Genomic DNA, 14932 nt, shown 5'->3' on the forward strand with positions numbered 1-14932 from the left:
CATAACCGTAGAGACGCGATGCATCGCGTCTGTACAATGCAATGCAATGCAATTCAGGATGAATGATTTATCGCGTATTAAAAAAATAATGAAATATGAAAAAATTTCAAAATAAATATCGCATTCCATCTGCCCGATTGCAAAATTGGGATTATGGCGCCAATGGTGCCTATTTTATCACGATATGTACCCAAAACCGAATACATTTTTTTGGCAATATTGTAAATACGTTTTCACAAAATGAAATGATATTAACCGATCTAGGAAAAACGGTGGAACAGGAATGGTTAAAAACAATTACATTGCGCCCCGATATGAATTTAGAATTGGGCAATTTTGTGGTAATGCCCAATCATTTTCACGCCATATTAATCATTGGGCAAAACGAATTTAATTCGGGTTCAAAAACCGACACCAATAACCACAATTCGATTACCAATACCGCAAACAAATTTGGACCACAATCCAAAAATTTGGCATCCATTATTCGCGGATTCAAATCGGCGGTAACCATTTTTGCAAAAAAAAATGGTTATTTGGATTTTGGTTGGCAACCTCGTTATCACGATCATATTATTCGGAATTCAATTGAATTTGAACGAATACAAAATTATATTGCAAACAATATTGAAAACTGGAACAAAGATAAATTTTACATTTAAAAAATGAGCCATCAATCCGAAGCCCTACTAGAAAACAACCTAATTAAGCAATTGCTTAGTTTAGGCTATGCGTCTACTCCAATTCAGGATGGTGCAGCTTTGGTTGCCAATCTTAAAAGCCAATTAGAACTTTTTAACGAAACCACCTTTACAGTTAAAGAGTTTGATGCCATTTTGAATCATTTGGCCAAAGGCAATGTGTTCGAAAAAGCCAAAACGCTTCGGGACCGTTATCAATTGACTAAAGAAGATGGGACTTCGTTTTATGTACGCTTTTTCAATACCGAAGATACAAGCCAAAATTTATATCAGGTTAGCAATCAAATATCGTTAGAAGGAAGCTATCTCAATCGCTATGATGTTACGCTTTTGGTTAATGGTTTGCCATTGGTCCAAATAGAATTGAAACGTTCTGGTATCGAAATCAAAGAAGCATTCAACCAAATCAATCGCTACCAAATGCATTCCTTTTGGAGCAACCACGGTTTGTTTCAATACGTGCAATTGTTTGTCATCAGCAATGGGGTCAATACTAAATACCTAGCCAACAACAAACTGCAATCTGTAAAACAAACCTTCTTTTGGGCGGATGCCAACAATAAAAATATTACGGAGTTACCCGAGTTTACCTCTGCCTTCTTAACCCCAGACCACTTGGGTAAAATGATTGCGCATTATATCGTAATCAACGAAACCCACAAAGTAATGATGGTGCTGCGTCCGTACCAATATTTCGCCACGGAAGCCATTATCCATCAAGTTAAAAACTCCAATGACAACGCTTATATTTGGCACACTACAGGTTCAGGAAAAACCCTGACATCATTCAAAGCGAGCCAAATTTTAATGGATTTACCCGAAGTCTACAAAGTGGTTTTTGTGGTCGACAGAAAAGATTTGGATTACCAAACGATGAATGAGTTCAACGCGTTCAAAAAAGACAGCGTAGATGTGACCAACAACACCCAATCGTTAGTCAGACAATTAACAGATAACACAAAACTGGTTTTAACCACGATTCAAAAACTAAACAATGCCATTTCAGAACGTTTTTCAGGCAAAATAGAAGCCTTACGCCATCAGAAAATCGTATTTATATTTGATGAGTGTCATCGTTCGCAATTCGGAGATACGCACGACCGCATTACCAAGTTCTTTGAAAAAAGCCAATTGATAGGCTTTACAGGAACACCCATTTTTGCCGAAAATGCCTCCAAGAATGAATATGGAAAACGAACTACCAAAGACCTTTTTGGCAATTGCTTGCACAAATACGTAATTACCGATGCTATAAAAGACCAAAATGTACTGCGTTTTGGGATTGAGTACATTGGTAAATACAAAAACAAAAGCAATACGTTTATCGACATCGAAGTCGAAGATATTGACAAACAAGAAGTATTGGATTCCGAAAAACGAATCAACAAAATAGTCGATTATATTATCGCCTATCACAATCAAAAGACCTTCAATAGAGACTATTCTGCATTATTGGCAGTAAGTAGTATTGACAATCTAATCAAGTATTACGATTTATTCCAACAAAAGAAAGAAGCTGGAGCACACGATTTGCGAATAGCAACTATTTATACCTACGGCACCAATGAAGATTCAGAAGAAGCAAAGGATTATCTACCCAGTGATGAAGTCGATTTTGATGTATTAGCAGAAGCGCCAACTCCTTATGAATCCAAGCGTACCAGAGACAAATTGGAAACTTACATTGGAGATTACAACAAAATGTATGGCACCAGTTTTTCCACCAAAGACAGCCAACAGTTTGAAAATTATTTCAAAAACATCAGCCAACGCTTAAAAGACCGTGAAAAAGAAAACTTCAATCACGAGAAAGATAGATTGGATATTGTCATAGTCGTAAATATGATGCTTACGGGTTTTGATGCCAAAAAAGTAAACACCCTTTACGTTGATAAAAACCTGAAACAACACGGTTTAATACAAGCCTATTCTAGAACCAATCGAATCCTTGGGGAACAGAAATCACAAGGAAACATTCTAGCCTTTAGGAACCTCAAAAAAGCCACCGACGATGCCATTACGTTGTTTTCGAATAAAGAGGCCATCGAAGTAGTCACTATGCCAGACTATGAAAAAATAGCCGAGAAATTTGACGAAGCCCTAAAGTTGTTGCGAGAAATCACCCCAACGCACCAAAGCGTAAATGACTTGAAGAGCGAAGAAGACGAAGCAAAGTTTGTACAAGCCTTCAGAAAGTTAATGCGTGCCATGAATGTCTTGCAATCCTACGCAGATTTTGATTGGGAAGATTTACCAATTGAGGAACAAGAATTTGAAGATTACAAAAGCAAATACCTAGACATTTACGAAAAAGTAAAACAAGATACGCAAAAGCAAAAAACATCTATTTTGGATGATATTGATTTTGAATTGGAATTAATTCATCGTGATCAAATTAATGTGGCCTATATCCTGAAATTGTTAGCGCAATTGAAAGGAGAAAAAACACCATCGGCAGCAGCTGCACAAAAGAAAGCTATCATTGATTTATTGGGAGGCGATATTCAGTTGCGAAGCAAACGCGAGTTGATTCAGAAATTCATTGACGAAAACCTCCCCAACATCAAAGACGGCGACAACATCGAAGACGAATTTGAAAAATACTGGCTAGACCAAAAAGTTTTGGCGTTAGGCAAATTGTGCGAAGAAGAACACCTGGACAAAGCCCAATTCAAAGCCCTAATAGATGCCTACATCTACAGCGGTAGAGAACCCATAAAAGATGAAGTATTCCAATGCCTTGACAACCGACCCAGCATCCTACAAGCCAGAACTATCGGCGACCGCATCATTGCCAAAATGAAGGAATTTGTAGAGATCTTTGTGAAGGGAATGATGGCTTAGAAAAAAATTATAAAAGCAATATCCATATTAAAAATCAAGATGTTAAAACTTTTGTAACTATTCAGGTTGTCGTGCTTTCAATTGGCTCCAGCTTTAGCTGGAGTTATTGGGATGGATTGTGTTGGCTTTAGCCAAATAAAAGCAGCTGATTTTGGCTAAAGCCTTTAAATATTTAAAATTTCACCCCTCCAACTAAAGTTGGAGGCAATTAATGTCCCAAAAAACTAAATAGTTACGATATTCCAAGTTTTAACTCTATCATCCCCCAATCTTAATCATGCTTCTATTCTGAGAGAAAAAATCGGGATTCTGGAACTTGGCATCGTCATCCATACCGCCGCGCATGGCGTGTTTAGATTGGATATTTTTATAAATGAGGGGGGCTATGGCTTCTCCTGCTCTCAAACTGGGCAACAAAGCCGTTTCTGAATTGGAAAATAAGCAGTTTTTTAATTTCCCATCTGCGGTGAGGCGAATGCGGTTGCAGGTACTGCAAAACGGATTGGTAACAGAACTAATGATGGAGAAACTACCTTTAAACCCTTCGATTTTATAATTTTTAGCGGTATCGTTGGGCTGGTCTTGCATTCGGAGCAATTGGGTTTCCGAATAGACCGAATGGACTTGTTCGATGATTTCGGCATAGGAAACCAATTTTTCTTTGTTCCATTGATTGCCATCGAAAGGCATGAACTCGATAAATCGGATTTGAAGCTTTTGTGCTTTGGTCAATGCAATAAAATCTAAAATTTCATTGTCATTAAATCCCTTAATTAGCACCACATTCAATTTGACTTGGAACTCATTTTGCTGTAGCAATGCAATATTGCTCCATAACTGATTAAAAGAATCCCTACGCGTTATGGCTTTGTATTTTTCTTTTTGCAAGCTATCAATACTAACATTCAAGGCTTTTATTCCTGCTTTCTTAAACGTGGGAATAAAATCGTGAACCAACAATCCGTTGGTCGTCAGAGTAAGCTGAACCCCCAATTGTCCCAATCGCTCGATAATGCTGTGCGCTTCCTTACGCACTAAAGGCTCACCGCCCGTTAGTCGAATTTTGGTCACGCCCAAATCCACAAAAGTTTGCGCTATGGCAACAATCTCGTCTTCGGTCATTAGATGCGGTCTTGGCGTTAACGCAATTCCTTCGGCAGGCATGCAATAGGTACATCTCAAATTGCATTTTTCGGTAATCGAAATGCGTAAATAAGAATGCGTACGAAGATGCGTGTCCTGCAACAAAGGGGAATTATTGACCATGATTGAATCCATTTAAGAGTTTGAACAAATGCAGTACTGACGGAAAAACTGCATCCATAGATTCACTAGCTCCTGCCGTAGAACCCGGCAAAGCCATAATTAACGTATTGCCTTTGAAACCCACCACACTTCTAGATAACATAGCATAAGGCGTGCGCTGTTGCCCGTAAGAACGAATCGCTTCTTCAATACCAGGAATACGACGATCTAATAATGGAATAATCGCCTCTGGTGTAACGTCTCGATTGGACAAACCTGTGCCGCCGGTTAGAACAATTAACTCTTTTTGGTCTTCACAGAGTTGGTTGATAGTGGTTTGAATGTTTTTGATTTCATCTGGAATAATGGCATAATGAGATATCTTCAACCCTAAATTCGTTATTTTCTCCGTAATCACTTTACCCGCACGATCTTCTTTTTTTCCTGCCGACACACTATCGGAACACACGATAACCGCTACAGACAAATCGTGTCTCTCTTTGGTTCCAAAATCGGATTTGCCACCTTTTTTATGCAGGAGTTTGATGGTTGAAATTTCGACTTGTTTGTCGATAGGTTTGAGCATGTCATACATAGTCAACGCCACAATAGAAGCACCGTGCATGGCTTCAACCTCAACACCTGTTCGGTAAATGGCTTTTACGGTTACTTTTATTAGTATAGAATCCTCTAATAATTCGTATTCAATTCCGGTGTATTCAATCGGTATAGGATGACAATCCGGAATGGCATTGGAGGTGTTTTTTACCGCGAACAAACCAGCAGTTCGGGCTACTTCTAGAACGTCTCCTTTGGGTACGGTTTTGTTGACAATCGCTTGCATCGTGGCAGGTGTCCCAACTTTTACTATCGCTTGAGCCGTTGCAGTACGTTGGGTGATTATTTTATGGGTGATGTCTACCATTTTTAGAGTTTGTGGGTTAATAGTTTAGGGTTTAAAAGTTTAAGGTTTAAGGTTTAAAATTTAATGTTAGTTATTTAAGTCTTTATCTAAAAGCTAAGGACTGACAGCTAATTACTAAAAACCTATCACTTATTCTCTTTCCAAACATAGGTTTCGTCTTCAAAAATTTCTTTTCCGAAAACGGGGACTTTTTCTTTGATTTCTTCCACCAAATATTCCAAGGCTTCGAAAACTACTTTGCGTCTCGGAGCGGAAACAAAGACAAAAAGGCAAATTTCGCCCGCATTCACCTTCCCTAAACTATGGTAAATGTGCATACAGGTTAAATCGTATTTTTCGAAAGCCGATTCGCGTATGTTATGGAATGAAGCTTCTGCCATTTCTTCATAAGCGGAATACTCAATAGCCGTTACTTTTTTTCCGTTGATTGCGTCGGCTCGTACTTGGCCAAGAAAAATATTATGAGCTCCAATGCTGGTTTTGCTTTGGTGCTTGGCTATGGAATTCCCAATGAACTCGGAGGTGATTTGTCCTTGAATGAAGGAACTTTTGCGCCCCACCCCAGCCCTCCCCGAAAGGGAGGGAGCAGCATTAGGAACTGTATTTTCTTTTTTGCTCATAATTTATATATTTTTTTTTAACGTTTAGAAGTTATTTACAGACTTAATCCTTTGTGTTTCTATCTAGTTTACGTGAAATTTGACTCGCAAAGGAGCGAAGACGCTAAGTATAGCCTCAATAGTTAGAGTCTTGGCACGAGTACACTATTCATACTTTTTTACTTTTCAAGGATACGATGCCTTTTTCCAAATGGGAAACACTAGTAAATCCTGATTTTTGCAGGTACTGCATCGCTGCAAGACTCCGCTGACCTGTTTGGCAAAACAGTATTATTTCCTGATTTTTATTCAATTTTTCACTGTAATCCGCTAATTCACTCAAAGGAACCTGAAAGATATTCGTTACTTTATGTTCAGGACTTTCATCCAATTCCCGAACGTCAATCACAACTATTTCAGGATGATTGCATTTTTCTAAAAAAATGGCTGAGCTCAGAACATTGTGCGGTTTCTTACTATTCAATATCTTATGTCCGTTAACGACTCCATTTTCAATGGCTTTTTGATTTTTGGCGAAATTTATGATTTGGGTTGGACCATTCAAAGCATCATACAGCAAGACTTTCCCTGACAAGACATCTCCGATTCCTAAAATAATTTTCAGCACTTCCGTAGCTTGAAAGCTTCCTAAGACTTGTGGAACCACTCCCAGAACACCCGACATCGCACAACTCGGAATGGTTATTCCCTCTTCATTTTCAGGAAACAAACAGCGATAAGAAGGTCCATTTTGATAGTTAAACACCGAAACTTGCCCTTGAAATTTGTGAATCGAAGCGTACACGACTGGAATTCTTTTGGCCACCGCCACATCGTTAATCAAATACCGAACGCTAATGGTATCAGTACAATCGACTATGATTTGGTACTTTGCTACAATAGTTCCTGCATTATTAGGCTCGAAAAATTCAGGAAAAACTTCAATTTCCACTTCAGGATTGAGCGCTGTTAAGGCTTGTTTTGCCACCATGACTTTGGGCTTCCCAACCTCCGAAATCGTATACAATGGTTGCCGATGCAAGTTGGATTCGTCGACCACATCGCCATCTGCAATTCCGATATGTCCGACACCAGCTATTACTAAGTTCTGCAAAACGGGACAACCCAATCCACCAGCACCAATCACCAAAACACGAGCGTTTTGTAGTTTTTGCTGGCCGTGGTCACCCACTTCAGAAAGGATGATTTGTCGGGAATAGCGAGTGTTGTTTTGCATTTTAAAGTATTGTAATTAATTCTGTTTAAACATTTAAGTCATGTAAGCATCCTTTTGATTGACTAGGTTTTAAAGAAAAAATGAAGTCCATAAAAGTAAATCCTTGAATTCGATTCAATAATAAAAACAATCTGATACATTTTGCTTTAAATACTATTTTCAATCCGCTCCTATGAACTTTTACCACTCATTTTATAAATGAAATTGCTACTATTTAAAAACTTAATTGACTTAAATGTTTCATTTTTTTAATAATTTGTGAATAGCAAAAAAAGTGCTTTATCATCCTCCAGCAAATGGAGGTAAAAAAGCGATAACGTCAGCTTCTTTTAAATCAACTTCGTCATTGCATAAGGATCGATTCAAAGCAATGCTATAAACTGTTTTTTGAAAAGCGGGAAAACGATTTTCGATTGCACTTTTCAATCCCAAAAGTGTAGTCACATCGGCCTTCAATTCTAATGATTCTTCAGGGCAATGGGTGATTTCTGCCAGCAAACCAAAATATTTTAGCGTAACTCTCATTGATTTAAATTTTTATACTCTTCAGGTGTATTGATATTTTGTAATTGGGCACTCCATTGTTCAGGAACACTTAGGGTTTGATGGCTAAGCTCTTCGACAAATTTCCTTACTTTTAATTGGTTTGCTGATAAAAATTCTGGCAAAAGAATCCGTACCGACCGATCATACACTGCCACCAAAGGACAGGATTTTTCATCGACTTGTACTTGCGTCATTTGATATGCATTTGAGTGAGCATCGACCAACCACTGTAGCAATTCGGAGGAAATCATTGGAACATCGACACTCAAAATCAGATTCCGTTTGGTAGCGGTATGTTTCAAAGCGCTATAGATTCCTCCCAAGGGTCCTTTGTTGGAAACAATATCCGAAATACGGGTTACACCCAAAGCATCATATCGTTCATCCGAAGAGACAATTACGATATTCCCCCCCACTACAGGCGTTACCGCAGCGATAATATTGGCCATAAAAGATTGTCCTTTCCATTCCAAAAAACCTTTGTCTGTACCCATGCGCTGACTTTTCCCTCCAGCCAAAATATAAGCAGTTATAACGTTTTCCATAGCTCTATTCTAATTAATTGAAAAATATTCAATGACGTATTAAATCGATTTCTTTTTTAAGTCTTTTATCTTTCGTCTATTATCTTCTTATGCGGTTGTATACAATTTTAAAATAGCAATACCTAATACCAAAGCTAAAACGTAACGCAACTGATGGGTATTCATTTTTTTACTACCAAAAAAGGCTCCCAATAATCCTCCTACAAAAACAATTCCTATCAATGGTAATGAGGCTTCTGGTACAATACCCCCTTTGGAAACAAAACCAATTAATCCAGAAATTGAATTCACCAAAATAAATAATGCCGAAACCGCGGCAGTTTGTTTCATATTCGCCCAGCCCAAAAGCAAGAGTACGGGACTCAATACAATTCCCCCTCCGATTCCTAATAACCCCGACAAAAAACCAATTACAGCACCAATACCCAAGGCCAAAGGAAGATTTACCGCTCGTAATTCCGTTATTTCTTTTCCAAAAAATCCCAGTAATCTTAGCACTGCAAAAACCAAAACAGTGGCTAACATGATTTTATAATAAAACGCATTAATCGTCAAAAAACCACCTAAAAAAGAAAACGGAATCGAGGTAATTGCAAAAGGATAAAACAACAACCAATTCATTTTTTTTTCTTTATAATAAAAATAAAAAGATACCGCCGAAACTAAAATATTCAACACCAAAGCGGTTGGTTTCATAAACGTCATGGGCAAGGCAAAAAGACTCATCAAAGCCAAATAGCCACTTGCTCCACCATGCCCCACACTAGCGTACAAAAAAGCCACAATGGGCAAAAGTAGTAACAAGAGTGGTGAATCAAAAAGCAAAGCAACCGTCATACTATAATTGTTTTAATTGTTCGTCTAAAAATGTCCAACAAGAGCGATTGATGGCTTCAAATGAAGCGATTAAAGATTTACCGTAAGGAGTCAAAACCGAGCCTCCTCCACTTTTTCCTCCAACTTGAGTTGTTATCAAAGGGCTAGGTGCTGATCGGTTAGATTCGTCCACCAACTTCCACGCTTTTTGATACGACAAATTCATGGCTTTTGCGGCTTTGTTCAACGAGCCTGTCTCGTCTATAAGCTTTAGCAGCTTTACGCGACCTTCGCTTATCAAAATTCCATCCTCGGATTCAATCCAAATTTTACTTTTAATTTTCAATTGTCGTTTCGTTATCTTTTATCAAATATAACGAAATGTATTGTATTCCACCCTACTTAACATCATAAAGTATTCTTATCTATCAAATGCTGATGTGAAATACTGAAATTCAGACTAGAGCAAATAGACCTGTACCATATCTCCTTTTTGTAATTCATAATTGCCTTCGGGTACATAAACCAACGCATTGGCAAGCGAAAAAGAATTCAACATTGACGAGGCTTGATGCGATAAAATCTTCACCCCTTCGTCAGTAACAAAAGCTTTTAAAAATTGAGAACGAGTAGCATTTACCGTTAAATTATCTTTGATACCTATTCGTTTTGTAGCATCAAACCGAGCAGATGCACCAGAAATCATTTGCAATGTTGGCAACACATACACATAAAAACAGGTCAAACAAGCCGCAGGATTTCCAGGCAATGCAAAAATCATCTTTTCATTTACTTTTCCTGCAAAAAGAGGTTTCCCAGGTTTTTGATTCACTGTATGAAACAAGGTTTTTACTTGTAATTCCTGAAGTGCTTGCGCTACAAAATCATAATCCCCTACCGAAATCCCACCAGAAACCAAAACCACCTCGTGCTGACTTATTGCGGTTTGAAGGGTATTTTTAGTACTTTCAAAATCGTCTTTTACTGAATACAGCGTCACATTTTGATAAAAAGCATCTAATAAGGCGACTTCCAACATTACACCATTACTTTCATACACTTTCCCGTAAGTCAAAGGCAAACCAGGAGCAAGCAATTCGTTGCCTGTTACCACTATACCTACACTTTGTTTTTTATACACCGGCACACTAGTTACCCCCAAAGCAGCCAAAAAACCTATAGCTGCAGCATCTAGTAACGTACCTTTTTCAAGAGCTAGATCTTCCTTTTTAATTTGCTCTCCTATAGGTCGAATGTTATCATGGAGTTTTGGAATGGTTTGCAAGGTTAAAACTGATTGCTCAACTAAAACTTTCTCAATCGGAATCATGGCTTGTCCCGAATCAGGTACAGGAGCGCCAGTGAATATTTTTACAGCTTGACCTGGTTGCAATACAAAAGATTCGGCATCACCCGCTTTGATTTCACCAATAATTTGATATCTCAAACTTTCATGTAAGCAAACCACATAACCATCCATAGCCGATTGTCGAAAAGGAGGCATATTGATTGGTGAAAGGATGGATTGTGAAAGTATCTTTTTTCTAGCTTCAAGCAAAGAACAATTTTCTTCTTGAGGAGTTGGTATATTACTTTGTAAAATTGAGAAGGCTTCTGAAACGGTAATCATAAAAATCAGTTTTTGATGCTTTCAAAAATACAATTCCGAATTGATTTTACTGTGTCAGAATGTAGCATAAATCGTCTTTATTGTTGTTGTTTATTCCCTGAAGGCAAATAGTACAACCATCCAAAACCGATTAAAAAAAGAATTAAAGATGCTATAAAAGCAGGAATTAATATCTCTCGATTGTTTTCTAATGCATTGTTCAAAGCGGCATACAACAACCAAATTTGTATGGTGACATTCAATATCAAAATGAATATCAACGTAGAAAGGATATTATTAAGTTTGTTGGGATTGGCTTGATTCTGACTGGTTCTAAAAGTGCTCATAATATTTTTGTTAGTTTAAACTACTTTAGCTTCCTGTTGCCCTGCTTTTACATAGAGATCGTTTCCTATTAAAAAAACTTCTAAGTTTGGTAATGCTCTTGGTGGAGGCCCTGCTAACACTTCTCCTGTATTGGCATCAAAGGAGCCGTTATGACAAGGGCAATAAATTACATTTGTACCCGGTTTATAAAAAACAGAGCAAGACAAATGAGTACACTTTTGTTCATAAGCTTTGAATTCACCTGATTCTAAATGTATCAAAATGTAGGGAATAGTACTGCCTTCAATGACAAATGCACGAGTGCCACCTACAGGAATTTCGTCTTTTTTACACACAAAATGCTCGCCTTCTACTTCCTCTTTTGGAAGTATGTAAGCTTTTGCGGCTACTAGTCCACTTCCTACCATTAATCCGCCAGAAACTAGCGTAAGAAACTTAGCGAAATCTCGTCGGCTAACATTACTCGCTTGCTGCTTGAGAATAGGAAAATCTTTTTTCCAATTTTTATTTAAATTATCTTCTTTTGACATAAGACAGTTATCTGTTTTCGGTTATCAGTTATGAGTTGTCGGTTATTGGTGTTTAATGTGCTATGAAGTTACCCCTTTGGAGTTGGGAATTTTTAATAAATGATTAATTCCGTACTTCCTTTAGGCATCATAATATTAACTTTGGTATTGACCACTTCTTTTCCAAAAATAAAAGTATTGATTGGACTACTATTGGGACGCATTTCTTCTATTTCGGCTCGGGTTCCATAAAACAAAGCACCACTAGGACAAACAGTTGCACACATGGGTTTTTTACCAATGCTTGTTCGGTCATAACACATGGTACACTTCATCATCAAATCGTAGGATTCCTCTTTTTTGGGCACGCCAAACGGACAAGCCATCACACAATTGGAACAACCTATACAACGTTCAGTATTGGCGGTATGCACGATACCGAACTCGTCTTTTGAGATGGCATCGGCTGGGCAAACATTGGCACACACTGGATCATCGCAATGCATACAAACCTGAACTGTGGTTTGGATTGTCGACGCTCTATCTACATAATTGACATGAATCATAGAGTCCTGTCCATTAGTCTCGCATTCGGCACAAGCCATTTCACAAGCTTTGCAACCAATGCATCTTTGCATATCTACAAAAAATTCCTCGTTTGTATTGAAACTGGTGTAATTCATATTTCTTTTTTATAGATTAAACACTAGCAAATGCAGTTGATTCTTTAGAAGGTCCAGCTATTTCTTTTAGGGGTTCCAAATGACAAGCGCAAACTTTAAATTCAGGTATTTTAGAAACGGGATCTAAAGTTCCTGGTGTTAACTGATTCGCTGATTTTTTTCCTGACCAATGATAAGGGATAAAAACAGTATCTTCTCTGATGGTTTCAACTATATTCGCAGGAAAAATTCCTTCACCCCTTCGAGTAGACACTTTTACTAATTCTCGTTGTTGAATACCATATTGCTCAGCCAATTTGGGATGAATTTCTAGCAGCGGTTCTGGAAATTGATCTACTAATTTCCCTATACGTCGAGTTTGCGTACCACTTAAATACTGAGAAACCACTCGGCCTGTAGTCAAAACCACTGGATAATCTGCATCAACTACTTCGCCCGGTAATTTATATGGTGCAGGATTAAAATGCGCTTTACCGTCTGGAGTTTTAAATTTTTTATCTTCCCAAAGTCTTGGAGTTCCAGGATGATCCTCGGTGGGACATGGCCAAAAAATACCCATATTATCTTCTATTCTTTTATAGGTAATTCCGTTATAATCGGCTGTTCCTCCTTTAGACGCTACTCGTAATTCGTTAAAAATTGCCTCACTATTTTCATAAGTAAATTTATCCTTAGCTCCCAAGCGATCCGCCAACTCTAATAAAATAGAAGTATCCGTTCTCGCATCACCTGGAGGCGTTACTGCTTGACGAATACGGATGACGCGACCTTCTGCCGAAGTAGTAGTGCCTTCCTCTTCTTCTTGTAAGGAACCCGCTAAAATCATATCGGCATGACGAGCCGTTTCATTCAAGAAAAAGTCAATACAAACATAGTATTCTAATTTCTCTAATGCTTCACGTACGTAATTACTGTTTGGTAATGACACTAGAGGGTTGAAACAAATCGAAATCAATCCCTTAATTTCTCCACGGTGAATGGCTTCGATAATTTCATAAGCAGACAAACCTTTTCCGGGTAAGTCTTTTTCATTAATTCCCCAAACTTCCGAAATATACTTACGGTGTTCAGGATTTTCAATATCTCGATTTCCAGGTAATTGATCGCATTTATGACCGTGCTCTCTTCCTCCCTGACCATTTCCTTGCCCTGTTATCGTTCCGTAACCACAATAAGGTTTCCCGATTCTACCTGTTGCCAATACTAAATTAATACAGCCTACCACATTGTCTACTCCTTTAGAATGGTGTTCAATTCCTCGTGCGTGTAATAAAAAACTAGTTTTTGCTTTGCCCCATAATTCTGCTGCAGCCTTTATTTTATTTCGATCAATTCCGGTCACTTCCTCTGCCCATTCTAGAGTATACTCTTTAACCGCATCAATGGTTTCTTGAAATCCAGAAGTGTAATTATCAATAAAATCGTGATCCAAAAGATCATAATCTACTAAATATTTCAACATAGCACCATACAAAGCTGAATCCGTTCCTGGACGAACATCTAAATGAATATCGGCTGTTCTTGCTAAAGGAATCATCCTTGGATCGACAACAATAATCTTAGCACCACGATCACGTGCTTTCCAAATCCAATGGGTTAGCGTAGGAAACGTTTCACTAATGTTGGCTCCAGCCACAATAATGACTTCGGCATATTCTAAATCAGAATAGTTATTTGAAGCTCTGTCCAAACCAAAGGCCTTCTTATTACCCGCTCCTGCACTCACCATACACAAACGACCGTTATAATCTAAGTTTTTGGTTTTTAAAGCTACCCTAGCAAATTTTCCAACCAAATAACTTTTTTCGTTGGTCAATGAAACACCTGAAAGCATCGAAAAAGCATCTTTACCATATTTTTCCTGAATACGTTGTATTTCTGAAACGGTTGTACCTAAAGCCTCGTCCCAAGAAGTAGGCACAAATCCTTTACCCTCTACCCTTTTAAGTGGAGAAAGTAATCGGTCTGGGTGATTGTTTTGCAAATAGCGTTGTACACCTTTGGGACACAATCTTCCTTCGTTAAATGGAAATTCCATCCAAGGTTCAAAACCAACCACTTTATTGTCTTTGACCAATAACTCAATGCCACACTGCATACCACAAAAGCAACAATGGGTTTTTACATTTTTGTCAGGTTCGTCTTTACCGTCGTAACCATCCTTGGGAGCATAATTCAAATGTGGCCCAAACTTGGCAATGATATTTTCTTCTGCTGTAGGTAATTTTGCCATTTTATATATTATTAGCCCCTAACCCCCAAAGGGGGAATTAGTGATTGGGATTTTTTTTATTTTCTTAAATTCCTTATTTTATCTTCAACAAT

15 protein-coding genes are annotated in these 14932 nt (G+C 38.1%); 2 read left to right on the forward strand and 13 right to left on the reverse strand.

Features of this window, described 5'->3' with window-relative positions; genetic code table 11:
* Positions 1-95 precede the first annotated feature (95 nt).
* Both BXU11_RS08880 and BXU11_RS08885 read left to right on the forward strand, forming a co-directional pair.
* Entirely contained in the window at positions 96-662 is a 567-nt protein-coding gene (locus BXU11_RS08880) for a transposase (protein WP_078212280.1), read from the forward strand.
* A 3-nt stretch (positions 663-665) separates the two neighbouring features.
* On the forward strand, positions 666-3545 hold the full coding sequence (locus tag BXU11_RS08885) for a type I restriction endonuclease subunit R (protein ID WP_078212281.1): 2880 nt from the start codon (positions 666-668) through the stop codon (positions 3543-3545).
* Between the two features lie 258 nt (positions 3546-3803).
* On the opposite strand, the gene moaA is transcribed toward BXU11_RS08885, so the two are convergent.
* From moaA to BXU11_RS08950, 13 genes are all read right to left on the reverse strand, one after another.
* Positions 3804-4811 carry a GTP 3',8-cyclase MoaA gene (gene moaA, locus BXU11_RS08890; protein ID WP_078212522.1) on the reverse strand — a complete coding sequence of 336 codons (1008 nt, stop codon included), beginning with the start codon at positions 4809-4811 and terminating at the stop codon, positions 3804-3806.
* Positions 4801-5715, reverse strand: a complete 915-nt coding sequence (gene moaCB / locus BXU11_RS08895; protein ID WP_078212282.1) for a bifunctional molybdenum cofactor biosynthesis protein MoaC/MoaB — start codon at positions 5713-5715, stop codon at positions 4801-4803. Before moaCB ends, moaA begins: the two co-directional genes overlap by 11 nt.
* A gap of 125 nt (positions 5716-5840) precedes the next feature.
* Complete coding sequence (locus BXU11_RS08900; RefSeq protein ID WP_078212283.1) at positions 5841-6335, reverse strand: molybdenum cofactor biosynthesis protein MoaE; 495 nt, start codon at positions 6333-6335, stop codon at positions 5841-5843.
* A gap of 148 nt (positions 6336-6483) precedes the next feature.
* Complete coding sequence (locus BXU11_RS08905; protein WP_078212284.1) at positions 6484-7551, reverse strand: HesA/MoeB/ThiF family protein; 1068 nt, start codon at positions 7549-7551, stop codon at positions 6484-6486.
* 282 nt (positions 7552-7833) lie between these two features.
* On the reverse strand, positions 7834-8076 hold the full coding sequence (locus BXU11_RS08910; protein ID WP_078212285.1) for a MoaD/ThiS family protein: 243 nt from the start codon (positions 8074-8076) through the stop codon (positions 7834-7836).
* Positions 8073-8642: a molybdenum cofactor guanylyltransferase gene (locus BXU11_RS08915; RefSeq protein ID WP_024980149.1), complete on the reverse strand. Its 570-nt coding sequence runs from the start codon at positions 8640-8642 to the stop codon at positions 8073-8075. Before BXU11_RS08915 ends, BXU11_RS08910 begins: the two co-directional genes overlap by 4 nt.
* Before the next feature lie 87 nt (positions 8643-8729).
* Entirely contained in the window at positions 8730-9479 is a 750-nt protein-coding gene (locus BXU11_RS08920; protein WP_035717243.1) for a sulfite exporter TauE/SafE family protein, read from the reverse strand.
* Position 9480: 1 nt separating this feature from the next.
* On the reverse strand, positions 9481-9804 hold the full coding sequence (locus BXU11_RS08925; RefSeq protein ID WP_024980151.1) for a winged helix-turn-helix domain-containing protein: 324 nt from the start codon (positions 9802-9804) through the stop codon (positions 9481-9483).
* 114 nt (positions 9805-9918) lie between these two features.
* Complete coding sequence (locus BXU11_RS08930) at positions 9919-11088, reverse strand: molybdopterin molybdotransferase MoeA (RefSeq protein WP_078212286.1); 1170 nt, start codon at positions 11086-11088, stop codon at positions 9919-9921.
* A 77-nt stretch (positions 11089-11165) separates the two neighbouring features.
* Positions 11166-11414, reverse strand: coding sequence for a DUF6755 family protein (locus BXU11_RS08935; RefSeq protein ID WP_024980153.1), 249 nt, complete (start codon positions 11412-11414; stop codon positions 11166-11168).
* Between the two features lie 15 nt (positions 11415-11429).
* Complete coding sequence (locus BXU11_RS08940; RefSeq protein ID WP_078212287.1) at positions 11430-11945, reverse strand: ubiquinol-cytochrome c reductase iron-sulfur subunit; 516 nt, start codon at positions 11943-11945, stop codon at positions 11430-11432.
* Positions 11946-12037: 92 nt separating this feature from the next.
* Positions 12038-12607, reverse strand: a complete 570-nt coding sequence (locus BXU11_RS08945) for a 4Fe-4S dicluster domain-containing protein (RefSeq protein ID WP_024980155.1) — start codon at positions 12605-12607, stop codon at positions 12038-12040.
* Between the two features lie 16 nt (positions 12608-12623).
* Positions 12624-14840, reverse strand: a complete 2217-nt coding sequence (locus BXU11_RS08950; RefSeq protein ID WP_078212288.1) for a molybdopterin oxidoreductase family protein — start codon at positions 14838-14840, stop codon at positions 12624-12626.
* Positions 14841-14932 lie beyond the last annotated feature (92 nt).

The sequence above is a fragment of the Flavobacterium sp. LM5 genome (genome assembly GCF_002017945.1).
In the GTDB taxonomy this organism is placed as follows: Bacteria; Bacteroidota; Bacteroidia; order Flavobacteriales; family Flavobacteriaceae; genus Flavobacterium; species Flavobacterium succinicans.

What these genes read in the sequence shown, in the direction of transcription:
- BXU11_RS08880 (WP_078212280.1), top strand. Translation starts at nt 96, where the DNA reads ATGAAAAAATTTCAAAATAAATATCGCATTCCATCTGCCCGATTGCAA.
- BXU11_RS08885 (WP_078212281.1), top strand. Translation starts at nt 666, where the DNA reads ATGAGCCATCAATCCGAAGCCCTACTAGAAAACAACCTAATTAAGCAA.
- moaA (WP_078212522.1), bottom strand. Translation starts at nt 4,811, where the DNA reads ATGGTCAATAATTCCCCTTTGTTGCAGGACACGCATCTTCGTACGCAT.
- moaCB (WP_078212282.1), bottom strand. Translation starts at nt 5,715, where the DNA reads ATGGTAGACATCACCCATAAAATAATCACCCAACGTACTGCAACGGCT.
- BXU11_RS08900 (WP_078212283.1), bottom strand. Translation starts at nt 6,335, where the DNA reads ATGAGCAAAAAAGAAAATACAGTTCCTAATGCTGCTCCCTCCCTTTCG.
- BXU11_RS08905 (WP_078212284.1), bottom strand. Translation starts at nt 7,551, where the DNA reads ATGCAAAACAACACTCGCTATTCCCGACAAATCATCCTTTCTGAAGTG.
- BXU11_RS08910 (WP_078212285.1), bottom strand. Translation starts at nt 8,076, where the DNA reads ATGAGAGTTACGCTAAAATATTTTGGTTTGCTGGCAGAAATCACCCAT.
- BXU11_RS08915 (WP_024980149.1), bottom strand. Translation starts at nt 8,642, where the DNA reads ATGGAAAACGTTATAACTGCTTATATTTTGGCTGGAGGGAAAAGTCAG.
- BXU11_RS08920 (WP_035717243.1), bottom strand. Translation starts at nt 9,479, where the DNA reads ATGACGGTTGCTTTGCTTTTTGATTCACCACTCTTGTTACTACTTTTG.
- BXU11_RS08930 (WP_078212286.1), bottom strand. Translation starts at nt 11,088, where the DNA reads ATGATTACCGTTTCAGAAGCCTTCTCAATTTTACAAAGTAATATACCA.
- BXU11_RS08935 (WP_024980153.1), bottom strand. Translation starts at nt 11,414, where the DNA reads ATGAGCACTTTTAGAACCAGTCAGAATCAAGCCAATCCCAACAAACTT.
- BXU11_RS08940 (WP_078212287.1), bottom strand. Translation starts at nt 11,945, where the DNA reads ATGTCAAAAGAAGATAATTTAAATAAAAATTGGAAAAAAGATTTTCCT.
- BXU11_RS08945 (WP_024980155.1), bottom strand. Translation starts at nt 12,607, where the DNA reads ATGAATTACACCAGTTTCAATACAAACGAGGAATTTTTTGTAGATATG.
- BXU11_RS08950 (WP_078212288.1), bottom strand. Translation starts at nt 14,840, where the DNA reads ATGGCAAAATTACCTACAGCAGAAGAAAATATCATTGCCAAGTTTGGG.